Below are 25,456 nucleotides of genomic sequence, written 5' to 3' on the forward strand. Positions count from 1 at the left end.
GGCTCCAGCCGCAACGCGGCGTCCAGCGGATTGCTCACGCCGGCCCAGAACAGGTCGTCGGACTCCTCAACAACAGGATTGTTGCCCAGCCGGCCCACCGCGCCCAGCCGGCCCACCGCGCCCAGCCTGCCCACCGCGCCCAGCCTGCCCACCGCGCACCGCGCACCGCGCCCGCGTGTTGCCGCTCCTCCGGCCCGGCCCGGCCCGTCCCGGCCCGATCCCGACGATTTCCGCTCCCCGTGCAACGGTTCGCCCCGCTGCCACGTTGAGGGGCGTGATCACGAGTCGGGAGTGTGCCGATGGAGTTCGCTGAGTACGTCGCCCGGCGGCGACCGGCCCTGATGCGGTTCGCCACCGTGCTCACCTGCCAGGCGTGGTTGGCCGAGGACATCGTCAGTGACGTCCTCGGGCGCGCGTTCGAGCGGTGGGAGCGGATTTCGCGGTTGGACGAGCCGCACGCCTACGTCCGGCGGATGGTCGTCAACGAGTACATGTCCTGGCGGCGGCGTCTCGCCCGGACCTCGCCGCGTGCCGAAGTGGCCGACACCGGGCTCGGGGACGGCGCCGACGAGCGCGCCGAGCGGGACGCCATGATCCGGCGGCTCGCCGCCCTGCCGCGCCGGCAGCGGGCCGCCGTCGTCCTGCGCTACTACGCCGGGCTGCCCGACGCCGCGATCGCCGCCGAACTGGGCTGCCGCGTCACCACCGTGCGCAGCCAGATCTCCCGGGCCCTCGCCGGCCTGCGGGTCGAGCTGACCACCAACCCCCACGCCTACCAGGAGACGAGATGAGCGACCTGCGTGCCCTGCACGACGCGTTCGGCGAGTTGGAGCGCCGCGCCGACGCCGTGACCGCCGGCCTGTCCCCGGACGTGCCGCCGCGGGCCAAGTCCCGCCTGGTCCCCGCCGCCGTCGCCGCCGTCGTGGTCGCCGGCCTGGCCACCGCGACCGCACTGCTCGTGCCGGACGACGACCCCGTCGGGCAGCAAGCCGCCGGGTCCACCACGACCGTCCAGACCACGCCCACGTCCACGACCGCCGCCCCCGAGAAAGCCCCCGAGACCCCCGAGGAGCTGATCACGCGCTTCAAGGCGGTCCTCGGCGGCACCGCCACCTTCACCGTCACCGAGAGCGGCCCCGGCGTCTACCGGATGACCATGCCCCCGCTCCCGCCGAACGTGCCCAGGCCGACCGACGTCTCCCAGGGCACGGGCGAACCGGCCGGCGCGGCGCTGGTCGGCCAGTTGACCGCGGACGGCGTCACCGGCGGCTACGACCTCGTCGTCTACCCCGACAACGACCCCGTGCGACAGCCCGCCCAGTGCGACCTGGCCGACACGCCCGACTGCACCACCCGCACCCTGCCCGACGGCTCGACACTGGCCACCGACCGGACCCCGCTCGTGGGTGGGGGCGTCACGCACCTGGCCCGGCTGCACCGCGCCGACGGGCTCTCGATCACCATCCACGTCAGCAACCGGCAGAACCCCAAGGGCATGGGCGGGCTGACCGGCGACCGGCCCCCGCTGACCGTCGACCGGCTGGTCGAGATCGTGACGTCCGACCTGTGGTGACTACGCCGAGGTGAGCGGCAGCTCGTGCAGGCCGCGGATCACGAACTCCGCCCGCCGCCGGGGCACGGCCGCCGCCTCGGCCTTGGGCAGCTTGCGGGTCAGCGCCGACAGGGCCGCCTGCACCTCGATGCGCGCCAGCGGCGCCCCGAGGCAGTAGTGGATGCCCATGCCGAAGCCCAGGTGCGGGTTGCGCTCCCGGCCCACGTCCAGCACGTCCGGGTCCGGGAACACCAGCGGGTCGCGGGCGGCGGCCCCGAGCAGGGCGGCGATCTTCGCGCCGGGTTCCACCGCGAACCCGGCGATCTCGACCGGCTCGGTGGCCGTCCGCTCGAACAACTGGAGCGGGGAGTCGTAGCGGATCAGTTCCTCGACCGCCGTGGAGAGGAGGGACTGATCCGCTACGAGGCGTTCCCACTGCCCCCGGTGGGTCATCAGGGCGTGCACGCCGTTGCCGATGACGTTGACCGTGGCCTCGTGGCCCGCCATCAGCAGCAGGACGGCGGTCGCCACCAGCTCGTCCTCGGTGAGCTTCGCGCCGTCGGTGTCGGTGACGGCGACCAGGTCGGACACCAGGTCGTCGCCGGGCGACCGCCGGCGCAGCGCGACCAGGTCCCGCAGGTAGGCGACGAACTCGCCGGCCGCCCGCTCGGCCGCCGCCCGCTTGTCCTCGGGCAGGGCGTACTCGTACATCTTCACGATCGCGTTCGACCACGGCTGCAACAGCGGCCGGTCCGCGGTCGGCACGCCCAGCAGTTCGGCGATCACCTCGACCGGCAGCGGCGCGGCGACGTGCGCGAGCAGGTCCGCCCGGCCCTCGTCGGCGATCCGCGCGCACAGCTCGTCCACCAGCCGGTCGGCCAGCTCCGCGATCCACGGCCGCAGCCGCTCGACGTGCCCGCGCCCGAACGCCGCCGCGACCAGGCGGCGCAGCCGGCCGTGCGTCGGCGGCTCGTTCTCCAGCAGCGAGTTGCGGTGCAGCAGGTTGAAGTTGGCGAAGCTCTCGACGGGCTTGGCGTCCGACCAGATCCGGCCCAGCGAGCGGTGCTTGAGGACCGCCGAGGACGCCGCGTGCGACACCGCCAGGGCGATGCCCATCTCCTCGTGCCAGTGCACCTCGCCCCGCGCCCGCAGCGCGGCGAAGACGGGGTACGGATCGGCGATGAAAGCCGGATCGTGCTGGTCGAAGGGTGCCACGGTCACGGACGGTAGGTCTTGAGGTCGGCTCGCGTCCATTGGTGTGTGGTTGTTCTTTCAAACATTCAGCGAGCTGTGACATCACGTAGTCGAGTTGACCCGTTCGGTGCTCCACCAGGAGCATTCCCCGTTGTGTCGCCCGAAGTCGTCGCCCACCGCGGGGCCTCCGCCGCCCGTCCCGAGCACACCCTCGCCGCCTACGAGCTGGCGCTCGCGCAGGGCGCGGACGGGGTCGAGTGCGACGTCCGCCTGACCCGGGACGGCCACCTCGTGTGCGTGCACGACCGCACGATCAACCGCACCAGCGGCGGGTCCGGCGTGGTCAGCACGATGACGCTGGAGGAGCTGCGCCGCCACGACTTCGGCACCCGGCTCGGCGGCGAGCCGGCCGAGGTGCTCACCCTGGAGGACCTGCTGGGCCTGGTCGCCGACTCCGGGGTTCGCCTGTTCGTGGAGACGAAACACCCGGTCCGGTACGGCAGCGAGGTGGAACGGCGACTGGTCGAGGTGTTGTCGAGGCACCGGGTGGACGCGGTGATGATGTCGTTCTCGCCGTGGGCGGTGCGGCGGTTCAAGGCCCAGGCCCCGGACGTGCCGACCGTGCTGCTGTTCAACCGGATCTGGCCCCGGCGGCTGCCCGCGTTCGCCGACTACGCGGGACCCGGGGTGCACCTCCTCCGGCGGTACCCCGACCGGGGCGCCGGCAGCTACTGCTGGACGGTGGACGCGCCGGAGGACGTCGCGCTGTGCGTCGAACGCGGTGTGCGGTTCCTCGCGACCAACAACCCGGCGCGGACCCGCGGGATCGTGGGGGATAACTTGACGCCCGACCAGCCCTGAGGAGCTTTGAGGAGGCGGCGGTGGCGAAGCGGACGGCCGTGAAGACCAAGCCGGCGGACGGCGTCAACCCGCGTCAGCCCTGCCCGTGCGGGTCGGGCAAGCGCTACAAGGCGTGCCACGGCGCGGCGGGCGGCGCGGCGGACGTCATCGTGGCCCGGCCGTTCCAGGGGCTCGCGGCCGAGACCGAGCTGATCGCGCTGCGCGAGTTCGTGCCGTCGGCGACGGTGGAGCTGCCGCTCAAGGACGCCGGGCGCGAGGTCGTGCTCGCGTCGGTGCTGCCGATGGCCGCCGCCGCCCTGGTGCGCGCCGACGGCACCGCGTTCGTCGGCCTGCAGGTGCAGACCCGGTCCGGCGACCTCAGCCGCGACCTGGCCCGCGCCGTCCAGTGGGCGCTGACCGCCGAGACCGGCGAGGCGCTGCCCGTGGTCGGCGTGGACGACGGGTCGAACCCCGGCCGGCTGCAGGACCTGCTCGACGTGGACGCCACCATCACGCCCGAGCTGCACAAGGACTTCGCCTGGTGGATGCCGCCGGACCACGAGCCGACCGGTGACGTCGCCCTGTCCCTGGAGCGGGCCAACGCGGCGATCCTGCCCACCGAACGGGTCGACGCGCCCGGCGTGCACGCCGCCTACTGGGTGGACGCGGGCGACAAGGCGCACCTGCGCTGGGTCCGCCCGGAGCCGGAGGAGCAGCTGCTCGCGGCGCTCGCGCGGCTGTCGGTGAAGGGCGAGCTGGACCTGGGCGAGGGCTCGCGGTACGCCGGGTCGTTCCGGGCGCACGGCCTGCTGGTGCCGGTGTGGGACCTCGACCGCGAGCTGCACTCCAGCGAGTGGGCCGGTCCCGCCGAGGCCCTGGGCAAGCGCCTGCTCGACGCCCTGGCGAGCCTGGACGACGAGCCGCTGACCGAGGCCGAGCGCCGGGCGCGGGACGGCCTGCGGGGCCGTCAGATCACGCTGCGCTAAGACGACCCCGGGGAGTTGTCCCCGGAGAGTTGTCCACAGTCGTCCCCACGGTTGTCCACAGGAGGTTGTGGATAGATGCTGTTGCGGATCGCGTCGCGCGAGGAGTGGGCGCGCGCCCGTGAGGACGGCGCCATCCCGCTCGACCCGGACGGATTCGTGCACTGCTCCGACCCCGGGACGGTGCACCTGCCCGCCAACCGGCTCTTCCGCGGGCGCGACGACCTCGTGCTGCTGATGATCGACCCCGAGGGCCTGCCGGTGCTGTGGGAACCGGGCGACGGCGACGAGGACGGGCCGTGGTTCCCGCACGTCTACGGCCCGGTCCCGGCCGACGCCGTGGTCGCGGTGCACGAGTTCAGCCCCGACTCGGACGGCCTGTTCCGCCCGTTGCCCGTTCTGTGACCTTCCGGCGGGCAACCGGCGGGCGCACGACGGCGTGAACCCACCGACGGCGCTCGGGGAGGTCGTCGGGAAGGGGAACGAGGTGACGGCGGTACTGCCTGCCGGGGCCGGCGTCCGGGTCGACTTCGGGGAGTTCGTCCGGGCCGCGCTGCCGGGCCTGCTGCGCTACGGGCACGCGCTGACCGGCAACCCGCACGACGCGGCCGACCTGGTCCAGTCCGTGCTGGAGAAGGTCGGCTCGCGGTGGTCCGCGGTGCTGCGCAAGGACGTCGATCCGCTCGCGTACACGCGGCGGGCGATGGCGAACACGCACATCAGCGTGTGGCGCAGGCTGCGCCGGGAGCGCCTCGTGGCCGACCTCCCCGACGTCGGCGTGGAGTCGGCCGACCGCCTGGAGCACGAGCCGCTGTGGCAGGCCCTGCGCGACCTGCCGCCCCGGCAGCGCGCCGTGGTGGTGCTCCGGTTCTACGAGGGGCTGTCCGAGCAGGAGATCGCCGACTCGCTCGGCATCTCGCCGGGCACGGTGAAGAGCCAGAACAGCAAGGCGATGGCGTCCTTGCGCAGGAAGCTCGGGGAAGGCGGGTGAGCACGGTGGAGCTGGACGAGCGTTTGCGCGAGCTGTTCTCCGACGAACGGCTCGACCTGCCGGCGCCGGACGACGCGGTGCCGCGGATCGTGGGGGGCGCGCGGCGGCGGCGCCGGATCCGGGCGGCGGCCACGGGCGCGCTGGTGGTGGCCGCCGTGGTGGGCGGCGTGGTCGTGACGCAGGGCCTGGCGGCGCGGGTGGCGTCCGAGCCGGGCACACAGGCGACGTCGGTGACGACGGTCCGGCCGCAGGCGCTGGAGCCGCCGGGTTACGGGTCGTTCCGGCTGGGCATGGCCGAGGACGAGGTGTCCCGGCACCACGGCTTCCAGGTGTCGCCCGTCGGGCCGTGCCGGCTCTACGCGGGCAGCGAGACCAGCTTCGACCTGCTGGTGTCGCCGCGGGACGGGGTCACGTCGATCAGGTTGCCGGTCAACACGAAGACCCCGTCCGGGGTCGGCTACGGCAGCACGCTGGAGCAGTTGCGCCGGCCGTACCCCGACCTGGTGGTGACCGGGGACCGCGCCGCGGTGGCGATGGGGTCAGACTGGGGGTACGTGTTCGAGTTCGAGCGCGGCGAGGTGGCGGTCACGCGGATCGAGAAGACCGGCGGCGAGTGCGGACAGGGTGGCTGATGAGGGCGTTGGCGGTGCTCGTGGTCGGGACCCTGCTGCTGGCCGGGTGCACGACCGCGCAACCGTCGCCCAGTTCGACCACGGCCGTGCCGGCGCGCACCGTCGTGGTGGACGACGTGCCGGTGCTCAACCCCGGCGGGCTGGGCAAGGTGCGGCTGGGGATGACGCTGGAGGAGCTGCGCGCGACCGGCGAGGTCGGTGAGCAGCTCGACGACTGGCCGCAGGCGAACTGCCCGGTCTACGAGCTCAAGCGCGCGAGCGGCTGGGTCGGGATCGACGGCGGCGTGGCGGTGGACCTGCGACTGGAGGGCGGGGCGCGCACGCCGGAGGGCCTGCGGTTCGGCGAGTCGAGGCAGCGGCTCGAACAGCTCTACCCGACCGCCGAGCTGACCCCGCACGGGTACGTGCTGCCGGTGGCCGAGTCCCGGTTCTACTACTTCGGGTTCACCAACGCCGGTGACACGGTGAACGTGATGGGCCTGCGCGAGGTCGGCTGCTTCCTCTAGCGCTCGTGCGGGTGGAGTTCGAGCACCGCGTACCCGTCCCGGTCCCCGACGCGGGTCAGCCCGGCGCGTTCGGCGACCCGGATCGCCGCCGCGTTGCCCGGACGGGTCTCGCACCGCACCACCCGGTCCGGCCGGACCTCGCCGGCCGCCGCGACCGCTTCCCGCGCCACCTCCGTGGCGATGCCGAGGCCTTGGAAAGCGGGATCGACGCGGTAGTAGAGGTTCCACGCGTCGCCGTGCGGCTGGACACCGCCGAACCCGACCACGCGCTCGGTCATCCCGACCGCCCAGTAACCGAGTTCGCCCCCGTCCCACACGGCCGCGAACCGGCTGAGGTACCGCGCCGACGCGGCTTCGTCCGCGGTGCGCCCTTCCGGAGCGCGCAAAGCGTTTTCGAGGGCGACGAACGCGGCCAGGTCGGACATCCGCACGCGCCGCAACGTGAGCCGCGCGGTCGTTCTCTCGAAATGCGCCATGTGGTGAAGGTAACTGCGTCGCGACGCGTTGTCGGGGCATTTTCCGCCCCCTGGCACGGCACCGCGCCGCCCCCGGGACCGGGAGCGGCGCGGAGAGGCCCGTGGGTGGTTACAGGCTGCCGCCGGCGGCGCGCGGCGCGGTCGGGTCGGCGTCCTCGCCGACGTGCTCGCGGGCCAGGAAGTTCTCCACGTGGAACAGGTTGCCGTCGGCGCGGTCCACGACGTTGAGCAGCGTGCTCATCGACGCGACCTCCTCGACCTGCTCCTTGAGGAACCACTGGAGGAACTGCTCGCCGAGGTAGTCGCCCTCGTCGCGGGCGGCCTTGGCCAGCGCCACGATCTGGTCGGTGACCGCCTTCTCCTGCTGGAGCGCCAGCTCGACCGGCTCGCGGCCGGTGGCGAAGTCGTTGTGCACCTCGTCCACGCCGGGGATCGTCAGCTTGAGGTCGTTGTCCATCAGGTACTGGACGATCATCATCGCGTGGTTGCGCTCTTCCAGCGCCTGCTTGTAGAAGTGCGCGGCCAGGCGCGGCAGGTCGTTGTTGTCGAACCACACCGCGATGGCCACGTACTGCTGGGACGCGGTGAACTCGTTGCGCACCTGCGCCTGGAGCAGGTCGTGGAACTTGGACGTGCGGGACGGAATCTTCTTGACGTTGAGGGCCATGCCCCGAGATTAACCGAAACGGGTTGTTCCCGCATTCAAGGTAAGGCTCAGGAAACGTTTGGAAAGGGTTGCCTAAATTAGGCAACCCTTTCCGGGAATCACACCAGCGGAGCGCGGTCGATCGGGCACGACATGCACCGGGGACCGCCGCGGCCGGAGCCCAGCTCCGACCCGGAGATCCGCAGCACCTCGATGCCGGAGTCCTCCAGGCGCGCGTTGGTCTCGACATTGCGTTCATACGCCACCACGAGCCCGGGCGCGACCGCGAGCGTGTTGTTGCCGTCGTCCCACTGCTCGCGCTCGGCGGTCACCGCGTCCAGACCGGTGTCGATCACGCGCAGCCGCTCGATGCCCATCGCCTCGGCCGCCGCCTCCAGGAACGGCCGCCGGTCCTCGACCAGCACGCCGCCGTTGCCGTCCGAGCGGACCGGGTAGGCGAACAGGTTGTCCCGCACCGCCGGGTACATGACCACGGCGTCCCGGTCCACCATCGTGCACACGGTGTCCAGGTGCATGGTCGCCCGCTCCTGGGTGATCGGCACCGCCAGCACGGTGTGCGCGAGGCCGTCGGCCAGCGCCGACCGGGCGAACGACTCCGCGCCCGCCGGCGTGGTGCGCTCGCCGACGCCGATCGCCAGCACGCCCGGCGCGAGCAGCAGCACGTCGCCGCCCTCGACCGGCGCGGAGTGCGCCCCGTACGCGCGGCCGGTCTTGCGGAACCGCGGGTGGTAGGCGTAGATCAGGTCGGTCAGCGCGGTCTCGCGGTCGCGCGCGGGCAGCGCCAGGGACGTGATCGCCACCCGGTCGCCCACCCACACCGACGAGTCGCGGGTGAACAGCAGGTTGGGCAGCGGGTCCACGGCGAAGTCGATCGGGTGGTGCATCTTGCGCACCAGCGACGCGCCCTCGGCGGCCGGCAGCTCCTCGAACGTCATGCCGGTCATCAACGCCGTCGCGAGCTGCTCGGGGCCGATGGACGACAGGTGCGACCGCAGCGCGTCGGCCAGGTCGATGCCCAGCCGCCGCTCGTTCACCGCGCTGTGGATGCCCGCGATCCGCGCCCGGTCGTCGTGCAGCGCCGCCACCAGCAGGTCCGCCAGCAGCAGCACCTCGACCCCGCGCGAGCGCAGCACCTCGGCGAACGCGTCGTGCTCCTCCTGCGCCCGGTCCACCCACGGCACGCCGTCGAACAGGAGCTGGTCGTTGTTGCGCGGGGTCAGCCGCTTCAGCTCCAGGCCCGGGCGGTGCAGCAGCACCGTGCGCAGCGGGCCCACCTCGCTGTCCACCCTCGGCGCCGGGGCGGGCGCGGCGTCGACGGACTCCGTCTGAGTGATGTGCGCAGTCACGTAAGCGAGGGTAACCCGACGGCGGCGAAACGTGCAGCTCTGAGTGGCCTAGATCAGCGAAACTCGATCGTATGAACGGCTGAACGCAGCGAATCGTTAAGCAGTTCACGGTCGCAACGATTTGAACGTTGCGTTGTGACGTGGACTGGGGCTGTCCCGATGTCCGGGGTGACTGGGATGATCGACGTCTCAACCGGGGAGGAATCGCGTGTTCCACTTGACGATCGACGCGCCGGGCAGCGCCGCGTCCGCGACGAACCTGCTGCTCGAAGAGCTGGTCCGGGGGGCCCGCGTGGACGCCCGGCACGCGCCGACGCCGCTGCCGGACGGCGCGAAGAGCGGCACCGGCATGGCCATCGCGGAACTGGTGGTCAACGGCGCGCTGCCCGCCGCGGTGGCCGCCGCCGTCGCGTCCGTCATCACGGCCTTCGTCCAGCGCGGCAGCGCCCGCAAGGTCACCATCAAGGTCGGCGAGGACTCGATCACCGTGCAGGGCGGCACCAAGGCCGACCAGAAGGCCCTGGTGCAGGCGTTCCTGGAGAAGCACGGCCCGACGGACGCCTGACGTGGGCCGCTACGCGTTGCTGGTGGCGACGGGGGAGTACGAGGACGCGCGGCTGAGCCGGTTGCGCGCGCCCTCGCAGGACGTGGAGCGGCTCGCCGCGCTGCTGGAGGACCCGGACGTCGGCGGCTTCGCGGGCGTCCGGGTCCTGCGCGACGCGGCCGACGACGAGATCCGCCGGGCCGTCGAGGACGTGCTGGCCTCGCGCACCCCCGACGACCTGGTCCTGCTCTACTTCTCGTGCCACGGGCTGACCACGCCCGCGCGCCGGCTGTACTTCGCCGCCGCCAACACCGTCCAGGACCGGCCCGCCGGCACCGCGATCCCGCGCTCGTTCCTCAACGAGCAGTTGGAGGACTGCCGGGCCGCCGGGCGCATCCTGGTGCTGGACTGCTGCTTCAGCGGCGCGTTCGTGGAGGGCTTCAAGGACGCCTCGGCGACCGTCCTGGACGACACCGCGCAGGGGTACGTGGTGCTGACCGCGTCCAACGCCTACGAGTACGCGTTCGAGCAGGACACCCTGTCGTTGGAAGCGCCGCGGGCGTCGCTGTTCACCGACGTGCTCATCGAGGGCCTGTCGAGCGGCGCGGCCGACCTCGACGGCGACGGGTGGGTGGACGTCAACGAACTGTTCGGCTACGCGCACCGCGAGGTCCGCCGCCGGCGCCCCGACCAGACCCCGCAGTTCTTCGCCCAGGCCGGCGGGCCGCCGCTGCGCGTCGCGCGGGCCGGGCGGTCCGTGCCGACGGTCGTGCGGCGGTCGGCGTCCTACACGTCCGGGCAGTTGCTGGTGGCGCGCGGGTTCCGGGCGGCGGCCGAACCCGTGTGCCGGACCCTGGGGCCGTTGGGGCGGCGGTCGGTGCTGTTCGTGCGCGGTGTGCCGGTCGAGCTGTCCGACGCCGCCGCCATCGCGGGCGCGTTCCAACCGGACGACCCGCGCGACTCGCTCGGCGCCTCCTACGTGCGGGAACTGATCGAGGAGGTGCACCGGGCGGCCGGTGACGGGGCCGCGTCGGCGGTCGCGGTGGCGCAGGGCGCGATCCTGCGGCTGGTCGAGGCCATGCGCGACGGCCACAACCCGGTCCGCCTCATGCACGGCGTCCGCGCGGCCGGGGCCCGAGCGGCGGACCTCGTCGCCGACACCGCCCACCCCCTGGGCGCGGACGACACCGCCCGCCTGGCCACGGCGTCCTCGGGCAGCGCGGAGATCGGCGAGGTCGTGGGCCGGGTCATGGCGGCGACCGGCCGGCGCGGCGCGCTGCTGGTCGAACCGACCCGGCGGTTCGGCCTGAGCTACGAGACCACCCGGGGCCTGCGCTTCGACCGCGGCTACGCCTCGCCGCACTCGGTCACCGACCGGACCCGCCGGGAGGCGGTGCTGGAGTCACCGCACGTCTTCCTCCACGCGGGCCTCCTGACCGCGGTGCCCGACGCGCTCACCCGGATGTCCGCGGCGGTGCTGGTGGTGTGCGAAGAGGTGTCGGACGCGGCGCTGACGCGGCTCGTGGCCGCCGGCAAGGTCGTGGTCGTCGCGGACCTCGACGTGCTGACCCGGCTGGCCGCGGTCGTGGGCAGGCCCGTCCTCGACCGGGACCTGCTGGTCTTCCGGGAGAACCAGGTGGACCTGGGCCAGGTCGCCAAGGCCGTGGTCTCGGCGCACGACACCACGGTCATCGGCCTGCCCGACATCGGCGCGCGGGCCCGCGAGGCCGGCCCGGTGGCCGGCGTCATCCGCGCGCCCGCCGAAGACGTCGGCCGCGTGCGCGCGGCGGTCAGAACGGTGCGCGGCGCGGTCACCGCGGGCGTCCTGCGCGGCGCGGCGGTCGGCCTGCGCGAGGTGGGCGAACTCCTGTCCGGCGAGGCCACCGGCACCCCGGCCGAGGTCGCGGGTTGGCGGGCCCTGGCGGGCGCGCTGGCCGAACCGTCGAGGTGGATCGCCGAGAACGCGGCCGTGGCGGTCGAGGACCTCGACCCGACCCTGCTCGACTCGGCCGCGACCGCCCGCGCGGTCGTGGCGGCGGCCACCGCCACCGCGGCCCGCTTCCTGCTCGTCGCCTGAGGTCAGCTCGTCGCGGGCACGATGGCGGCGACCATCACCACCGACACCGCCGCCTGCACCTCTTCGATCGCCTTGCGGGTCGCCTCGGCCGCCCACTCGCCCTCGGAGATCTCCTCCAGCCGCCGCTTCACGCGGTCGCGCGGCTGGTCGGAGAACACCTTCTTGTCGAACTGGACGGCCCTGATCAGCGCGCACAGCGCCGCCGTCCGCGGGTCCACCGGCCCGTCCGCGCCGACCGCGCGGGCCAGGCGCGCCCGGACCTCGGTCTCCAGCGGCGGCTCGACGCCGCCGGGGGACGGGAAGCGGGTGCGCGGGAAGACCAGCAGCACCTTGTCCTGTTCGCGGCGCAGCACGCCCGCCTCGGCCAGGCCGTCCAGGACCCGGTCGGTCAGGCCCTTGCTCAGCTTCTCCACCCACGCCTTGGGCCTGCGCAGCTTGTCGTCGGCGATCCGGGACAGGGCGTCGTCCAGCACGTCGTGCCCGATGCGCTCGGTGCTCAGCGCCACGACCTTCTTGTCGGCCACCTCGACCCGACCCGCGATCGCCAACTCGACCAGCACCGCGCCGGCGAGGCCGTACCCGAGGGCGGGCTGGCCCAGCCGGCGCGTGCCGTCGTCGTCGTAGGCCAACAGCGCCAGTTCGTCGGCGAGAGTCAACATACGACCACGATAGGCGCTGATCAGACGATGAAGCGGGTGTCGGGGTGGCGCACCGGACCGTGGTCGAACAGCCACCCGTGCCGGCGCTTGAGGTGCAGGTCGAAGAACCCGCCGAAGTACGCCCGCTGCGCGTCCATCGACCGTTCCGCGTCGATGGTGCCGATGACGCCCTTGCGCTTGTCCGGCGCGACCAGGTCACCCAACTGCGCCACCGCGAACTGGAGGTCGGTGAAGCTCAGGTGCGCGGCCCCGTCGAAGTGCAGGTCGCGCTTCCAGCCCCGCTGGTTGGGCCAGAACTGGCCCCACGTCGGGTCGAACTCGGTCTCCAGGTGGGAGTGCGCGACGACCCGGCCGTCGACCTCGAAGTCCGCGCCGACCAGCATGAACGGGCGGTCCAGGCCATGCTTCACGACCTCGCCGACCTCGTTGGAGCGCATGCCGCCGTCAACGTTGATCCCCGCGTCGAACCGCCGGTCGTGGTGCATCGTCTCGCCCGCGGTGAACCCGCCGTACGAGTGCCCGTACACGCCGACGCGGGACAGGTCCAGCGCACCGGCCAGGCCGCGCGGCAGCGGGTCGCCCTCCGCGTCCGGGTTCTCGCCGCGGTCCAGGCGCTCCAACTGGTCGAGCACGAACCGCGCGTCCGCGACCCGCGTGTCGAGCGCCGTCTTCATGCCGGCGAGGTCGGGCTCGGTGACCGACGCGACCACGACCCGCCCGCCCGGGAACTCGACCAGGGCGGCCTCGTGCGTGTGCGAGACGGACACGACGACGTAGCCGCGGCTGGCCAGGTCGTCGGTGAGCGCCGCGTTCAGCTCCCGCATGCTGCCGAAACCGTGCGAGAACACGACGACCGGCCAGTCACCGCGCAGCGCCTTCGCCCCGGTGCGGGTGTGCCGCTTGGTCGCGGTCCACTCCACCGAGCCCGGCGGCACGCCCAGCAGGTCCGGGCTGACCGCGAACTGCTCCATGGCGGCGGCGGTGGTCGGCGTCAGCCACGGGGCGCGGTCCCCGTCGCGGTGCGCCGGGTAGGTGACGGTCACCATCAGCTCGCGCTTCTCGGCCGGGAACCAGGGGTCCGGGCGCGAGTCGATCAGGTGCAGGTCGGTGGTGCCGACCGGGTAGTGGCCGGTCGGCGCCGGCATGGTGATCTTCGCGGGTGCGGCTTCGGTCGACGCCGACGCCGGTGGCGCGAGCAGCGTGGCGGCGATCGCGACCCCCGCGACGAGGGCCGGCACGCGTCTGTTCACTGTGGACAACTTCCCCTCCTTGCCGGATGGCGGCACGGCCCATGCTGGCAGGGGAGGTCGGGGTGACGCGTCTTCCTGGCGGTGGAGATCGGCGTCCTCCCACAGGATGATCTACGGCAGCCAGGAGACGGATCCGCGCAGCGCCGCGTACCCGACGAAAGCGACCACGTCGAGCAACGTGTGCGCGATGACCAGCGCCCACAGGCGGTTCGTGCGCTGCCAGACCTTGCCGAACACCAAGCCCATCACCACGTTGCCGATGAACCCGCCGAACCCCTGGTAGAGGTGGTAGGAGCCGCGCAGCACGGCGCTGACCAGCAGCGCGGTGTTGTCCTTGAGCCCGAGTTGCCTGAGCCGGGTCAGCAGGTAGCCGACGACCAGCACCTCCTCGGCCCACGCGTTGCCCGCGGCGGAGAGGACGAGGACGACGCCGCGCCACCACGACTCGTCCAAAGTGGACGGCAGGACGGCGAGGTTGAGGCCGAGGTTCCACGCGATCAGGTAGAAGACCAGGCCGGGGATGCCGATGACGGCGGCCAGGGCCGTGCCGCCGAGGAAGTCCTTGCCGAGGCGCGTCCGGTCGAGCCCGACGGACCGCAACGCGATCCCGCCGCGCCACAACAGGTACGCGCCGAGCCCGCCCCACGCCGCCAACTGCAGCACGCCGAGCAGTTGCGCGATCAGGTCCAGCAGGTCGAACCGGGCCTGCGGGACGTTGATCGCGACCGATTGCTGGTTGAGCGGCTTGGGCTGGAGCAGGCTGTCCAGCAGCCGCACCAGGCTCCGCAACCCGGACAGGCCGAGCGTGACGGCGAAGACCAGCAGCAGCTCGACCTTGTGGGCGGTGCGTTCCTCCGGGATCACCCGCGCAGGTTAACGGCGTTGCGCCAGGAAGGGGCAGCCCATCAGCCGGCGCAGCTCGACGGCCAGCTCGTTCGACGTCGAGACCGGTCGGGAGAACGCGATCCGCACGTCGTGGTCGGAGTCCGCGGTCTCCACCCGCAGCCGCAACCCGAACCGGTCCAGGCCGAGCGGCCGGACGTGCCCGCCGCGCAGGTCGTCGGGCAGGTGCCGGCCGAGCAGGCCGACGACGTCCCGGTGCGACAGCTCCAGGTGCCGCAGCCAGTGGTCCTCCTGCCGGTGGAACGGGTCCGGGTCCGCCTGCGCGAACAGCTCGGGGCGCAGCGAGGTGGTGCCCTCCGCGTCCGCGACGACCAAGCTCGCCGGGCACAGCCGCAGCACGGCCGCGCCGTGGCCGACGTCCAGCAGGCGCGGGTCGGGGCGTTCCTCGGCGACCTCCAGGCACGCGGCGCGGGCCTCGTGCGGGTCCATCGTGCGCAGCCAGCCGGTCACCCAGAGCAGACCGCGGACCGGCTCGCGCAACGGCACGGCGGCGTGGTCGGCGACCTCCAGCATGGCCGTGATCTCGCCGCCCTCGGCGGCCTTGGTGAGCGGGTGGTCGTCCGGCAGCAGGATCGTCGCGTCACCGCAGGCGTGCACGTGGTGCAGCAGCGGCGTCACGCGGTTCTCCGTGCCGTCCGACGGCAGCAGCGCGGCGCGGCCACCGCGCGCGGCGATCGTCCGCGCACGCTCCGCGGGGTGCGGCGCGGGCGGTCGGCGGTTCTCGGTCACCGTTCACCTCCCCAACTTAGGGCAGCCTAACTTGGAGGTGCGCGTGCGGGGAAGTCCCACGAACGGATGTCCCGCTTCGTGGTCGCCCGCAGACGCGGAGTGGTCGGAGGTCGTAGCCTCGTCGGTCGTGGCCCGCGCGCGTGGCGGAGGTGGCCAGTGGTCGTGCCGAACAAGCCGTCCACCGAGGGGTCGGCGCTCGACGACGAGTGGACCCGGTACTGCCTGGAGATCGCGGGGCGGCGGGCGTTCGGCTGGGTCGTGCTGGCCGTGGTGGCGTTCGTGGGGCAGTTGCTGCTGGTCTTCCTGGCCCCGGTGCCCGACCTGCCGCTGGCGCTCCTGGTCTTCTCGACGGTGGTCCTGCTGACGGCGTTGCGCCGCCGCCGCCCGGCCGCGCCGGTCCTGGCGGGTCGCGAGTGGCGGTACGTGAGGGTGCACTGGCGCAACGGCTTGCTGGTCGTGCACGGCGAGCGGCCGCTGGTCCTGGACATCGCGGCCGGACCGCTGGCGCGGGGCCGCATCAGCCGCCACCGCCGGGCGTGGCTCGTGCCACCGGACCGAGCGGGGAACACGGTGGTCACCTTCAGAGGCATCCCACACCTCTTCCCAGCCCAAGCCCGCCGCCGCTGACTCCACCCCCCGCCCACCCCCCGCCGCGCCGCACCCACACCGCCGCACCCACACCGCCGGGCCGCCTGCCGCCGCGCCGCGCTTCCGTCCCGCCCCCGCGCCGCCGCATTGCCTGCCGCTGCCCGCCGCCCCTCCAGCGGCCCGCCCGCCGTCTCGGTGCCGCCCTCGTTCCGCCGTCGCCGTTGAGAGGTATCTCTCGCGGGTTTCGGTGATCATTTGTTCGGCTATCCCGGCTGGAAGAGGCTATTTCTGGTTGTGTGGGAGCAGTGGTGGGCGAGGAGTGGACGCGGCGGTGTCTGGTTCGGGCGGACCGGCGGGCGGTCGGGTTCGTCGGGCTCGCCGTGCTCTCGTTCGCCGTTCTGTGGCTGGTGTCGGTGTGGATCGGCTCCAACTGGGTCTTCGTGTTGATCCCGCTGTGCATCGAGTTCGCGGTGCCCGGGCTGCGTCATTTCGTGTGCCGGCGCAAGGTCCGGCGGCTCGCCGAGGACTTCGCGTGGCACCCGGTGAGCGTGTCGTTCGTCCCCGGCCGGACGCGGATCGGGCGGCAGGCGTACCTGGAGACCGAAGGCTCCGACCGAACCTTCCTGCGGCTGCCCGAAATGCCCGAACGCGCGCGTGAAGACGTCCGCCGCACCGGCAAGTTGTGGCTCGCCGGCCCCGACGACCGCGGGCGCACGGCCGTGCTGACGCCCGAGACGCCGTTCGTCACCCTCGGTCGCGTTGTGATCCGGTGACCGGGCGGCCCGTCAGCGGCCGACGGGGATCTCGTTGCGCTCCGCCCACGCGGTGACGTCCTCCTTGCGGAGGGCGGTCGCCAGCAGGTCCGGGAAGCGGTCCGGCGTGCACGCGAAGGCCGGCGCGCCCAGTTCCGACAGCTTCGCCGCCAGCTCGTGGTCGTACGCCGGGGTGCCGCTGTCCGACAGCGCCAGCAGCACGACCACCGTCACCCCGCTCTGCACCAGCTCACGCACGCGGCGCTGGAGTTCGCGCGCGACCCCGCCCTCGTACAGGTCGCTGATCAGCACCATCACCGTGTCCGTCGGCCGCCGCACCAGCGACTGCCCGTACGCGACCGCGCGGTTGATGTCCGTGCCGCCGCCGAGTTGCGTCGCGAACAGCAGGTCCACCGGGTCCTTCAGGTCGTCGGTCAGGTCGACGACCTCGGTGTCGAACACGACCAGCTTCGTGTCGACGGCCCGCAGCGACGCGAGCGACGCCCCCATCACCGCCGAGTAGACGACCGATTCCGCCATCGACCCGGACTGGTCGACCAGCAGGATCACGTCCTTGAGCGACGCCGCCCGGCTGCGCCGCGTGTTGCCCTTCAAGTCCTGGACGACGACCGTGCGCTGTTCCGGTTGGTAGTGCTTGAGGTTGGCGCGGATCGTGCGGGCCCAGTCGACGTCGCTCAGGCGCGGGCGGTTGGTGCGCCTGGCGTGGTCGATCGCGCCGTGGACGGCGTCGAGCAGGCGCTCGGCCAGCCGGCGCTCGATGTCCTCGACCACCTTCCGCACGACCGCGCGGGCCGTTTCGCGGGTGCGGGCGGGGATCGCGCCGGACAGGGAGATCAGTGTCCCGACGAGGTTCACGTCGGGCTCGACGCTCTTGAGCAGCTCGGGTTCGAGGAGCAGTTGGCGCAGGCCGAGGCGGTCGACGGCGTCCTTCTGCATGACCTGCACGACGGAGGTCGGGAAGTACGTGCGGATGTCGCCGAGCCACCGGTGCAGGACGGGCGACGAGCCACCCAGCCCGGCACTGCGCTTGCCGCTCCCGTCGGGGGCGTCGGTGGCCGACACGGGCGCGCCGCCGCCGTAGAGGCCGGTGAGGGCGGCGTCCCGACGGCGGTCGTCCTCGCCGAGGTCACCCAGATCACCCGCCGCGCCGCCGAGCAGCAGACGCCACCGCCGCAAGCGCTCCTGATCGGAGCCGGGGGAGGAGGGCGAGCCGGGGGAGGAGGCTGGTGGGGCGGCGGTCGCGTCGGCGGTGGTCGGGGCGGTGGCCGGCGTGCCGGTGGCGGCTGGGCCGGCGGCGGTGGGGCGTGCGTCGGTGGGGGTCGGGTCGGTCATCGGGGGGTGCCGCTCCCTGTCAGAGGCGTGGCCAGTAGGGCCCTGACGTGCGCTGATAGGCGTTCCGCCAAGGGCTCGTCCCAGGTGGGGGCGGCCTGGGGCGTGGCTCTGGTCGAGCCCTTCACCCGTTCGCCCAGCATTCGGCGTTCGGCCGGGCTGAAGTCCGTGATCGATCGGCGGAGCAGGGGGAGGGCCGCGTCGAAGTCCGCGCCGGCCAGGTCGGTCAGCCAGTCGTCCACCACCGCGAACAGCTTCGGGTCCGCGGTGAGCAAGGCCGCCGAGCCGCGGAGGAAGCCGGCTACGAAGGCCGTCGCGCCGGCTGCCCGGGTCGTCGCCCGGTGGAGCCTGGTGGCCACGGCCTCCGAGTCGAGGGTGCCCGACTCCCACAGGAGCCTGGTGGCGCGCCCGGCGGGCAGGCCGTGGGCGTCTTGCATGCCCACCAACGACTTCAGGGCGTGCTGCCACGTCTCCCTGTGGTCGTCGTCGGCTGCCAGGCGCACCGCGTCGTCCGCGCCGTTGACCGCGGCCAGGGCGCGTTCGGCGGTGTCGTCGTCCACGCCTCGGCATGCCAGCGGCAGGCCGACCGCGCCTCGGGTCAGCAGGCCGTGCAGGGCCACGCGGAGGAGTTCCGGGTCGGTGCCGCGGACCGAGCCGTAGCGGACCGTGGTGGCGAGGTCCGGTAGGGCGCCGAGGAGTTCCAGGGCGTCGGTCGCGGCCGCCGCGCAGCGGTCCAGGGCCGTTCGGGCGGCGGTCACCGCGTCCGGGAGTTCGCAGCCGACCGCGCGGCTCAGGGTCTCCGCGGCCGTCACGACCCTGGTCGCGCCGGCGGCCTGGGTGGTGAGGACCTGGTTGGCCGCCGCCTCGACGGTGGTGCCGTGGCGGGCGGCGGTCGCCAGGGCCACGGCGAACTCCGGACGCCAGTGCAGCTGCCACGCCTCGGCGAACGTGCCGATGGTGCGGGTGGTGTCCGGGGTGCCCCACGGGACGTCCAGGACTTCCAGGCGGCGCAGGAGCTTCGAGCGTTCGCGGTCGGTGTCCTTGCGGAGGTCCAGGCGGATCTGCTTCGGCTCCGCGTTCAGGGGCAGGCGCAGGCGCCTGGTCAGGCGGTTGAGGTCGGCGGCGAGCGGGGACGTCGGGACGTTCTCGCCGACCTCGCCCAGCCGCTCGCCGACCACCAGGCGGGTGTGGATCAGCCGCAGCGGTGTGTCGTCGCCGTTGCACAGCACCGCCCGCGCGGACTCCATGACCTCGGACAGACCGGGGGACGGGCGACCGCGCAGTGCGGCGAGGGTGTCGGCCAGGCGGACCGCTTCGACGGCGCTCGCGGTGGACGCCGGGAGGTCTTCGGCGCGCAGCACCGTGCACGCCCGCGCGAACCACCGCGGCACCGCGTCACCGGCCGGCGCGCACTCCCACAGGTGGGCGTACCAGCCGGGCGAGGTGACGCCCGCGCCGTAGCCCGACGCCGTGGCCAGCTTGCCGTGGCTCCACGGGACCCACGTGCCGGAGACCTTGCGCCGGGGCAGGCCCTTGAGCAGGGCGTTGTCGGCGGAGGCGGGCGGCAGGGTGCGCAGGGCCGGCACGTGCCACGCGCCGCAGACCACGGCGATCGGGCCGTCGGTGTCCTTCAGCGCCTGGCGGAGGTTGCGGCGCATCGCGGCCTCGCGGCGCAGGGTGCGGTCGTCCACCTCGTCGGCGAACTCCTCGCGCAGGGCGGTCATCGCCTCCGCCACGGCCTCGGCGAGGTCCGCCGGGTCGGTGTGGTGTTCGACGACGTCCTCCCACCAGCGCTCCGGGTCGTCGAAGCCCGCGGCGGCGGCCAGGGTGCCGAGCGGGTCGAGGGACGCGCGGGGACGGCTCGGATCGGGGTCCGGGGAGGCGGGAAGCGGGATCGGCGGCGGGGTGGAGTCGGCGGGAGAGGCGGAATCGGTGGGGTCGGCGGGCGGGGTGAGGTCGGCGGGCGTGGCCGGGTCGGCGGGCGAGGCGGGGTCGGCGGGAGGGGTGGGGGTTTTCGGCTCGTCTGCGAGGGAGGCGGCGGCGGGGAGGTCGAAGAAGCGGACCGGGACGTTGGTGGTGTTCGCCCACACCATGGCTCGCCATTCCGGGGAGAACTCGGCGAACGGCCAGAACGCGGCGCGTGCCGGGTCGGACTCGTCGTGCAGCAGCAACGCCACCGGTGGCACCAGGTCCGGCACGTGGTGCAGCAGCCCGTCGCCCTCCGGCGGGCCCTCGATGAGGACCAGCGCCGGTTGGACGCGGTCCAGCGCCTCGGCGACCATGCGGGCCGAGCCGGGGCCGTGGTGTCGGATGCCCAGCAGGGTCACCCGGTCCGGGACGTCCATCACCACCCCTGGCACGCCCGGTAGAGGTCGCGCCAGTCGGCGCGTTCCTTCACGACCGCCTCCAGGTACTCCTGCCACGCCGCCGTGTCCGACACGCGGTCCTTCACCACCGCGCCCTGCAGGCCCGACGCCAGTTCGTCGGCGGTGATCGTGCCGTCGCCGAAGTGGCCGGCCAGCGCCATGCCGCTGGTCACCACGGAGATCGCCTCCGCCGTGGACAGGCTGCCGCTGGGCCGCTTCAGCTGCGTGCGACCGTCCACTGTGGACCCGTTGCGCAGCTCGCGGAAGATGCGCACGACCCGGCGCACCTCCTCCAGCGCGGGCGGTTCGGCGGGCAGTTCCAGCGCTCGGCCCAGTTGCGCGGCCCGGGACAGGACGATCTGCACCTCGTCGTCCTCGGTCGCGGGCGGCGGGAGCACGACCGTGTTGAACCGCCGGGCCAGCGCCGACGACATCTGGTTGACGCCCCGGTCGCGGTCGTTGGCCGTGGCGATCACCGTGAACCCCGGCACCGCCTGCACCTGCATCCCCAGCTCCGGCACGGGCAGCGCCTTCTCCGACAGGATCGTGATGAACGAGTCCTGCACCTCCGCCGGCATCCGGGTCAGCTCCTCGACCCGCGCCACCGCCCCGGTCCGCATCGCCGTGAGCACCGGGCTCGGCACCAGCGCCGCCTCGCTCGGCCCCTCCGCGATCAGCCGCGCGTAGTTCCAGCCGTACCGGACCTGCTCCTCGCCGGTGCCCGCGGTGCCCTGCACGACCAGGGTCGAATCGCCGCTCACCGCCGCCGCCAGGTGCTCGGACAGCCACGACTTCGCCGTGCCGGGCACGCCCACCAGCAGCAGCGCCCGGTCGGTCACCAGCGTGCCCACGGCGATCTCCACCAGCCGCCGGTCGCCCACGTACTTCGGGGTGATCACGGTGCCGTCGGGCAGGGTCCCGCCCAGCACGTACCGGACCACGGCCTGCGGCGACAGCCGCCAGCGCGGCGGGCGGGGGCGGTCGTCGGCCTGCGCGAGCGCCGCGAGTTCGGCGGCGTGCTGCCGCTCCGCGGCGGGGCGCAGCACGGTCTCGGTGGTCACGGCAGTGGTCCTTCCGGTCGGGGGGTGAAGGCTTCGCGCAGCTGCACGCGCAGGCGGAGCACGTCCAGGTCCACGGTGTGCTCGGGCCAGCGGGCGGTGATGCGGTCCCAGTTCGCGCCCAGCACGCCGGCGTCGCCGCGGGCCAGCAGCACCGCCGGCGGCCGGCCCGCCCGCCACCGCGGGTCCCGCATCTGCGCGTAGCGGTCGAGCAGGGCGGTGGTGGCCTCGGGTGTCCACGGCGCGGGCAGCTGCGAGCACGCGTGGTCGAGCAGGTCGTAGTTCCAGTTCCGGGACACCTCGGCCACGGTGCGCGCCCCGAGGTCCGGCGGCAGGGTGGCCAGCATCTCCAGCTGCTCCATGCCGGTGAGCGACCGCGTGGCCGCCACCGCCCACGGCCCGGCGTCGGCCGCCAGCCGCAACCGCTGCGCCACGCCCCGCAGCAACGACGCCGCCCACGGGCTGCGCTCCAGCTCGCGCGCCGCGCCCAGGTCGTCGGTGCCCAGCCGCCGGGTCCAGTGGCTCGGCGGCACGCTCGCCGCCGCACCCCGGATGCGGCCCGCGACACCCGCCTCCGACCCGTCGCGCAGCAGGTCGCGGGCCTCCTCGGGCTCGGGTTCGGGCGCCGCCCACAGCTCGTCGCTCTGCACGTCGAAGCCGTCCGCGGTCAGCCACAGCCCGCGGTGGAGGCGTTCGGCGGCGCGCTGCGACAGCCGTGACGACGGCAGCGCCCGCAGCAGCTGCACGGCCTCGTCGTGGACGCCGATCGCCCGGTCGTCCAGCGCCTCCTCCAGCAGCGGCTCGTCCTCCTCGGACAGCGCCGCCCCCAGCGCGGCGACCAGCACCTGCCGGTCGGTCGCCCGCCGCTGCACGGCCAACTGCTCCGCGATGAACGCCCGCGTGCCCGCCGGATCGGCCCGCCGCGCCCGCCGCAGGGCGGTGAGCCGGCTCTGGCCGGGCAGGTCCAGCACGTCGGCCAGGTCCACGTCGGCGGGTGTCGCGTCGGTCGCCCACGACCACCCCGGGCGCAGCCCCGCGAGCCACCGCCCGCGCGCCCCCAGCACGGTGGACACGGCCTGCCGCAGCCCGGGGTGGCCGGTGGCCAGCGCGAGCAACGCGGGCAGCTGCTTCGGCTCGGCGACGAACCCGGCCGCCGCCGCCAGCCCGCACCACTCGGTGAGCAGCACCTGGTCGTCCAGCGCCACGACCTGCGCCAGCACGCCCCGCGCCGCCGGACCCGGCACGCGGTCGGCCGACGACGGCGCCGGGGCCAGCACCGGCGCGTCGATCACCGGCGGCAGTTGAGCGCCGTGCGCGGCCACGCCCAGCGCGGCGCAGCGGTCCAGCAGCTCCGCGGGGCTGGTGTGGGCGCGGTGGGCGCCGATCAGCAGCGCCTGCACGGTCTCGTCCCACTCGGCTCGCGTGCTCATCCCAGCACCTCCGGCACCCCGCCGGGCGACGCCACCGCGCCCACCCGGAAGTCACGGCCGTTCCACAGGCCCCAAGCGTCGAACGGCTCCCCGCCGGTCACCGCCGCCGCCTGCTCCACCGCCAGGTCGGCGCGCACCGGCAGGCCGCACCCCGACGCGTCCACGACGTGCCCCAGGTCGGCCGTCAGCCGCACGCCGCCGCACCCGACGGGGTGCAGGCGCAGCCACGGGTCGCCCAGCAGCTGCGGCTCCAGCCCGGCCAACGCCTCCCGCCACGACCCGGGCACCGGCACCGGCGCGGCCTCGCACGGCTCGACCTCGCCCACCGACACCCGGTGCGGCGGAGAACCCGGGTAGGGGTGCACCACCCCGCGCACCTCGACGCCGTGCGGCAGCGCCGGAACGGGCCGCGCGCCGCCGGCCGCGTGCCGGACGGCGACCACCCAGCCGTGCTCCCGCCCCCACAGCCACTGCCGGACCGTGCGCACCAGCCCGTCGTCGGACTCCAGCCGCAGCAGCGGCAGCCACCGGTCCGTCCAGGCCGCGCCTGCCCGGACCTCCTCCTCCGCCACCGAGAACCCCAGCCGGCGGCGCACGACCTCCGACGGCGTGTCCGCCAGCCGCGCCAGCAGGTGCAGCCCGCCCAACCGGTCCGCCGCGTCGTGCGCCCACGACGGCCCGCCGGCCGCCACCACGGACCGCAGGTCGTCCAACGCCGACGCCAGGCCCTTGGCCTGCGCGTCGACCATCCGCGCCCCGATCGCGTGCCACCACGCCGCGTCGCGCGCGGGCAGCCCGGCGATGCCCGCCCCGGCCACGTCGGCCAGCCAGTCGGTCAGCCCCGCGACACCCGCCCGCACCGCCTCGGCCCGGTTGCGGGCCGTCTTCTCCCTCGCCCGCGCCCGCCGCTCGACGGCCTCGGGCGAGGAGTCCACCTCCCGGGTGGACTTCTCCCGCCGCGCCAGCCACTCGCTCACCCAGTCGGGTGGATCACCGGCCGGCAGCGGCTCCCGCGCGTCGCGCAGTTGCAGCGCCAGCGCGTGCTTGCACGGGAACTTCCGCGACGGGCACGAGCACTTCGACGCGCGGTCGCCCAGGTCGACGCACACCCGGTACGGGTTCTTGCCGCTGCCCGCGCACAGGCCCCACAGCGCCTCCGCGCTGCGGCCGGTGCCCCGCCAGCCGGACGACCCGGCCAGCCGGGTGGCGCTGCTCGCCACCTGGCCGTCCGGGGCCAGTCCCAGAACCGCCTGTGCGTCCATGCCCAGGACGCTAGCGGCGTGCACCGACAAAAAGACGATCAACCCGGCGGAGGAGTTGTCGCGCGAACCGTCAGTCCAGGTCGGGACCCCGCTTGGCCCACGACCACGCGTACTTGCGGTCCTCGGACGCCAGCGCCGCCTCGCCCAGGTCCAGCGGCCGGAACGTGTCCACCATGACCGCGGTCTCGTCGAAGTACTCCGCGCCCAGCGACGCCTCCACCGCGCCCGGCTGCGGCCCGTGCGTGCACCCCGACGGGTGCAGCGACAGCGACCCGATGCCGATGCCCGAGCCCTTGCGGGCCTCGTAGTTGCCGCCCACGTAGAACATCAGCTCGTCCGAGTCGACGTTGGCGTGGTTGTAGGGCACCGGGACCGCCAACGGGTGGTAGTCGACCTTGCGCGGCATGAACGAGCACACCACGAAGTTCGGGCCCTCGAACGTCTGGTGCACGGGCGGCGGCTGGTGCACGCGGCCGGTGATCGGCTCGAAGTCGCGGATGTTGAACACCCACGGGTACAGGCAGCCGTCCCACCCGACGACGTCGAACGGGTGGTTGGCGTAGGTGAACCGGGTGAGGCCGGCGCGGTGGCGCACCAGGACCTCGACGTCCTCGCCGTCCACCAGCAGCGGCTCGACCGGGCCGCGGATGTCCCGCTCGCAGTACGGCGAGTGCTCCAGGAACTGGCCCTTGGCCGACAGGTACCGGCGCGGCGGCCCGATGTGCCCCTTGGCCTCCAGCACCAGGATATTCATGGGCTGGGACGGCACGACCCGGTAGGTGCAGGACGTCGGCAGCACCACGTAGTCGCCCTCGGCGACCGGCAGCGCGCCGTAGATCGTCTCCACGACGCCCTGACCGGTCTGCACGTACAGCAGCTCGTCGCCCGCCGCGTTGCGGTACAGGGGGCTCGGGGTGGTGGCGCGGACGAACCCGATCGTCACGTCCTGGTTGCCGAACAACCGCCGCCGCCCGGTGACCGCGTCCACGTCGTCGGACCAGGTCAGGTCCTGCGTCTTGAAGGCGCGGGGCTTGAGCGGGAGGTTCGGCTCCAGCGCGCCCCGGTCGTCGGCGACGGTCTCCGCGTTCACGATCGCGGTCGGCAGGTGGCGGTGGTAGAGCAGGGCGGAGTCGGCCGAAAAGCCCTCGACCCCCATGAGCTCTTCCGCGTACAGGCCGCCGTCCGGTGTGCGGAACTGCGTGTGGCGCTTTCGGGGGATCTCCCCGACTTGGCGGTAGTACGCCATCGTTCTCTCCGGGCGTTCGATAAACGGACATCTTTGTTCATTGACCGGTACGCCA

26 protein-coding genes are annotated in these 25,456 nt (G+C 73.8%); 12 read left to right on the forward strand and 14 right to left on the reverse strand.

Annotated elements, in window-relative coordinates:
• Nucleotides 1-293 precede the first annotated feature (293 nt).
• Complete coding sequence (locus tag AB0A74_RS05540) at nt 294-791, forward strand: SigE family RNA polymerase sigma factor (RefSeq protein ID WP_358247685.1); 498 nt, start codon at nt 294-296, stop codon at nt 789-791.
• Complete coding sequence (locus AB0A74_RS05545; protein ID WP_358247686.1) at nt 788-1,573, forward strand: hypothetical protein; 786 nt, start codon at nt 788-790, stop codon at nt 1,571-1,573. The genes AB0A74_RS05540 and AB0A74_RS05545 overlap by 4 nt, the downstream gene beginning before the upstream one ends.
• Here AB0A74_RS05545 and AB0A74_RS05550 read toward each other — a convergent pair whose 3' ends face one another.
• A complete protein-coding gene (locus AB0A74_RS05550; RefSeq protein WP_358247687.1) occupies nt 1,574-2,806 on the reverse strand; it encodes a cytochrome P450 in 1,233 nt (410 codons plus the stop codon).
• Nucleotides 2,807-2,899: 93 nt separating this feature from the next.
• Here AB0A74_RS05550 and AB0A74_RS05555 point away from each other — a divergent pair, with 93 nt between their 5' ends.
• The 6 genes from AB0A74_RS05555 to AB0A74_RS05580 all read left to right on the forward strand — a co-directional run bounded on the left by AB0A74_RS05555 (nt 2,900) and on the right by AB0A74_RS05580 (nt 6,698).
• A complete protein-coding gene (locus tag AB0A74_RS05555; protein WP_358247688.1) occupies nt 2,900-3,607 on the forward strand; it encodes a glycerophosphodiester phosphodiesterase family protein in 708 nt (235 codons plus the stop codon).
• 20 nt (nt 3,608-3,627) lie between these two features.
• The gene (locus tag AB0A74_RS05560) at nt 3,628-4,572 is read left to right on the forward strand and encodes a DUF5926 family protein (RefSeq protein WP_358247689.1); all 945 of its coding nucleotides are present in this window, start codon (nt 3,628-3,630) and stop codon (nt 4,570-4,572) included.
• A 75-nt stretch (nt 4,573-4,647) separates the two neighbouring features.
• Nucleotides 4,648-4,974 carry a DUF952 domain-containing protein gene (locus AB0A74_RS05565; RefSeq protein ID WP_358247691.1) on the forward strand — a complete coding sequence of 109 codons (327 nt, stop codon included), beginning with the start codon at nt 4,648-4,650 and terminating at the stop codon, nt 4,972-4,974.
• An 82-nt stretch (nt 4,975-5,056) separates the two neighbouring features.
• Nucleotides 5,057-5,560 (forward strand): SigE family RNA polymerase sigma factor, encoded by a 504-nt coding sequence (locus AB0A74_RS05570; RefSeq protein WP_358247692.1) that lies wholly within the window; start codon nt 5,057-5,059, stop codon nt 5,558-5,560.
• Nucleotides 5,557-6,192: a hypothetical protein gene (locus tag AB0A74_RS05575; RefSeq protein WP_358247693.1), complete on the forward strand. Its 636-nt coding sequence runs from the start codon at nt 5,557-5,559 to the stop codon at nt 6,190-6,192. Before AB0A74_RS05570 ends, AB0A74_RS05575 begins: the two co-directional genes overlap by 4 nt.
• Complete coding sequence (locus AB0A74_RS05580; protein WP_358247694.1) at nt 6,192-6,698, forward strand: hypothetical protein; 507 nt, start codon at nt 6,192-6,194, stop codon at nt 6,696-6,698. Before AB0A74_RS05575 ends, AB0A74_RS05580 begins: the two co-directional genes overlap by 1 nt.
• Here the strand turns inward: AB0A74_RS05580 and AB0A74_RS05585 are convergent.
• The 3 genes from AB0A74_RS05585 to AB0A74_RS05595 form a co-directional block, all read right to left on the reverse strand.
• The gene (locus tag AB0A74_RS05585) at nt 6,695-7,174 is read right to left on the reverse strand and encodes a GNAT family protein (protein ID WP_358247695.1); all 480 of its coding nucleotides are present in this window, start codon (nt 7,172-7,174) and stop codon (nt 6,695-6,697) included. The genes AB0A74_RS05580 and AB0A74_RS05585 overlap by 4 nt on opposite strands.
• Before the next feature lie 109 nt (nt 7,175-7,283).
• A complete protein-coding gene (locus AB0A74_RS05590) occupies nt 7,284-7,841 on the reverse strand; it encodes a ferritin (RefSeq protein WP_358247696.1) in 558 nt (185 codons plus the stop codon).
• Nucleotides 7,842-7,939: 98 nt separating this feature from the next.
• Complete coding sequence (locus AB0A74_RS05595; RefSeq protein WP_358247697.1) at nt 7,940-9,187, reverse strand: arginine deiminase; 1,248 nt, start codon at nt 9,185-9,187, stop codon at nt 7,940-7,942.
• 208 nt (nt 9,188-9,395) lie between these two features.
• Here AB0A74_RS05595 and AB0A74_RS05600 point away from each other — a divergent pair, with 208 nt between their 5' ends.
• Nucleotides 9,396-9,752 carry a hypothetical protein gene (locus AB0A74_RS05600; protein WP_358247698.1) on the forward strand — a complete coding sequence of 119 codons (357 nt, stop codon included), beginning with the start codon at nt 9,396-9,398 and terminating at the stop codon, nt 9,750-9,752.
• Between the two features lies 1 nt (nt 9,753).
• Nucleotides 9,754-11,808 (forward strand): caspase family protein, encoded by a 2,055-nt coding sequence (locus tag AB0A74_RS05605; RefSeq protein WP_358247699.1) that lies wholly within the window; start codon nt 9,754-9,756, stop codon nt 11,806-11,808.
• Nucleotides 11,809-11,810: 2 nt separating this feature from the next.
• On the opposite strand, the gene AB0A74_RS05610 is transcribed toward AB0A74_RS05605, so the two are convergent.
• The 4 genes from AB0A74_RS05610 to AB0A74_RS05625 all read right to left on the reverse strand — a co-directional run bounded on the left by AB0A74_RS05610 (nt 11,811) and on the right by AB0A74_RS05625 (nt 15,349).
• On the reverse strand, nt 11,811-12,467 hold the full coding sequence (locus tag AB0A74_RS05610) for a GPP34 family phosphoprotein (protein ID WP_358247700.1): 657 nt from the start codon (nt 12,465-12,467) through the stop codon (nt 11,811-11,813).
• Nucleotides 12,468-12,487: 20 nt separating this feature from the next.
• Nucleotides 12,488-13,717, reverse strand: a complete 1,230-nt coding sequence (locus tag AB0A74_RS05615) for a prolyl oligopeptidase family serine peptidase (protein ID WP_358247862.1) — start codon at nt 13,715-13,717, stop codon at nt 12,488-12,490.
• A 111-nt stretch (nt 13,718-13,828) separates the two neighbouring features.
• Nucleotides 13,829-14,581: a CPBP family intramembrane glutamic endopeptidase gene (locus tag AB0A74_RS05620; RefSeq protein WP_358247701.1), complete on the reverse strand. Its 753-nt coding sequence runs from the start codon at nt 14,579-14,581 to the stop codon at nt 13,829-13,831.
• A 9-nt stretch (nt 14,582-14,590) separates the two neighbouring features.
• Entirely contained in the window at nt 14,591-15,349 is a 759-nt protein-coding gene (locus tag AB0A74_RS05625) for a DUF2470 domain-containing protein (RefSeq protein WP_358247702.1), read from the reverse strand.
• 162 nt (nt 15,350-15,511) lie between these two features.
• Between AB0A74_RS05625 and AB0A74_RS05630 the strand changes: the two genes are divergently transcribed.
• Both AB0A74_RS05630 and AB0A74_RS05635 read left to right on the forward strand, forming a co-directional pair.
• Entirely contained in the window at nt 15,512-15,976 is a 465-nt protein-coding gene (locus tag AB0A74_RS05630) for a hypothetical protein (protein ID WP_358247703.1), read from the forward strand.
• A gap of 269 nt (nt 15,977-16,245) precedes the next feature.
• Nucleotides 16,246-16,710 (forward strand): hypothetical protein, encoded by a 465-nt coding sequence (locus AB0A74_RS05635; RefSeq protein ID WP_358247704.1) that lies wholly within the window; start codon nt 16,246-16,248, stop codon nt 16,708-16,710.
• A 12-nt stretch (nt 16,711-16,722) separates the two neighbouring features.
• On the opposite strand, the gene AB0A74_RS05640 is transcribed toward AB0A74_RS05635, so the two are convergent.
• The 6 genes from AB0A74_RS05640 to AB0A74_RS05665 form a co-directional block, all read right to left on the reverse strand.
• On the reverse strand, nt 16,723-18,042 hold the full coding sequence (locus tag AB0A74_RS05640) for a VWA domain-containing protein (RefSeq protein ID WP_358247705.1): 1,320 nt from the start codon (nt 18,040-18,042) through the stop codon (nt 16,723-16,725).
• Nucleotides 18,039-20,384 (reverse strand): DUF5682 family protein, encoded by a 2,346-nt coding sequence (locus tag AB0A74_RS05645; RefSeq protein WP_358247706.1) that lies wholly within the window; start codon nt 20,382-20,384, stop codon nt 18,039-18,041. Before AB0A74_RS05645 ends, AB0A74_RS05640 begins: the two co-directional genes overlap by 4 nt.
• The gene (locus tag AB0A74_RS05650) at nt 20,384-21,466 is read right to left on the reverse strand and encodes an AAA family ATPase (protein WP_358247707.1); all 1,083 of its coding nucleotides are present in this window, start codon (nt 21,464-21,466) and stop codon (nt 20,384-20,386) included. Before AB0A74_RS05650 ends, AB0A74_RS05645 begins: the two co-directional genes overlap by 1 nt.
• The gene (locus tag AB0A74_RS05655; protein ID WP_358247708.1) at nt 21,463-22,893 is read right to left on the reverse strand and encodes a DUF5691 domain-containing protein; all 1,431 of its coding nucleotides are present in this window, start codon (nt 22,891-22,893) and stop codon (nt 21,463-21,465) included. Before AB0A74_RS05655 ends, AB0A74_RS05650 begins: the two co-directional genes overlap by 4 nt.
• Entirely contained in the window at nt 22,890-24,155 is a 1,266-nt protein-coding gene (locus AB0A74_RS05660) for an SWIM zinc finger family protein (RefSeq protein ID WP_358247709.1), read from the reverse strand. The genes AB0A74_RS05655 and AB0A74_RS05660 overlap by 4 nt, the downstream gene beginning before the upstream one ends.
• Before the next feature lie 70 nt (nt 24,156-24,225).
• Complete coding sequence (locus AB0A74_RS05665; protein ID WP_358247710.1) at nt 24,226-25,401, reverse strand: homogentisate 1,2-dioxygenase; 1,176 nt, start codon at nt 25,399-25,401, stop codon at nt 24,226-24,228.
• Between the last annotated feature and the right edge of the window lie 55 nt (nt 25,402-25,456).

Origin of the sequence: Saccharothrix sp. NPDC042600, assembly GCF_040647305.1 — a bacterium.
GTDB lineage: Bacteria > Actinomycetota > Actinomycetes > Mycobacteriales > Pseudonocardiaceae > Actinosynnema > Actinosynnema mutabilis.

What these genes read in the sequence shown, in the direction of transcription:
- AB0A74_RS05545 (WP_358247686.1), top strand. Translation starts at nt 788, where the DNA reads ATGAGCGACCTGCGTGCCCTGCACGACGCGTTCGGCGAGTTGGAGCGC.
- AB0A74_RS05550 (WP_358247687.1), bottom strand. Translation starts at nt 2,806, where the DNA reads ATGGACGCGAGCCGACCTCAAGACCTACCGTCCGTGACCGTGGCACCC.
- AB0A74_RS05565 (WP_358247691.1), top strand. Translation starts at nt 4,648, where the DNA reads ATGCTGTTGCGGATCGCGTCGCGCGAGGAGTGGGCGCGCGCCCGTGAG.
- AB0A74_RS05580 (WP_358247694.1), top strand. Translation starts at nt 6,192, where the DNA reads ATGAGGGCGTTGGCGGTGCTCGTGGTCGGGACCCTGCTGCTGGCCGGG.
- AB0A74_RS05585 (WP_358247695.1), bottom strand. Translation starts at nt 7,174, where the DNA reads ATGGCGCATTTCGAGAGAACGACCGCGCGGCTCACGTTGCGGCGCGTG.
- AB0A74_RS05590 (WP_358247696.1), bottom strand. Translation starts at nt 7,841, where the DNA reads ATGGCCCTCAACGTCAAGAAGATTCCGTCCCGCACGTCCAAGTTCCAC.
- AB0A74_RS05610 (WP_358247700.1), bottom strand. Translation starts at nt 12,467, where the DNA reads ATGTTGACTCTCGCCGACGAACTGGCGCTGTTGGCCTACGACGACGAC.
- AB0A74_RS05640 (WP_358247705.1), bottom strand. Translation starts at nt 18,042, where the DNA reads ATGACCGACCCGACCCCCACCGACGCACGCCCCACCGCCGCCGGCCCA.
- AB0A74_RS05645 (WP_358247706.1), bottom strand. Translation starts at nt 20,384, where the DNA reads ATGGACGTCCCGGACCGGGTGACCCTGCTGGGCATCCGACACCACGGC.
- AB0A74_RS05655 (WP_358247708.1), bottom strand. Translation starts at nt 22,893, where the DNA reads ATGAGCACGCGAGCCGAGTGGGACGAGACCGTGCAGGCGCTGCTGATC.
- AB0A74_RS05660 (WP_358247709.1), bottom strand. Translation starts at nt 24,155, where the DNA reads ATGGACGCACAGGCGGTTCTGGGACTGGCCCCGGACGGCCAGGTGGCG.
- AB0A74_RS05665 (WP_358247710.1), bottom strand. Translation starts at nt 25,401, where the DNA reads ATGGCGTACTACCGCCAAGTCGGGGAGATCCCCCGAAAGCGCCACACG.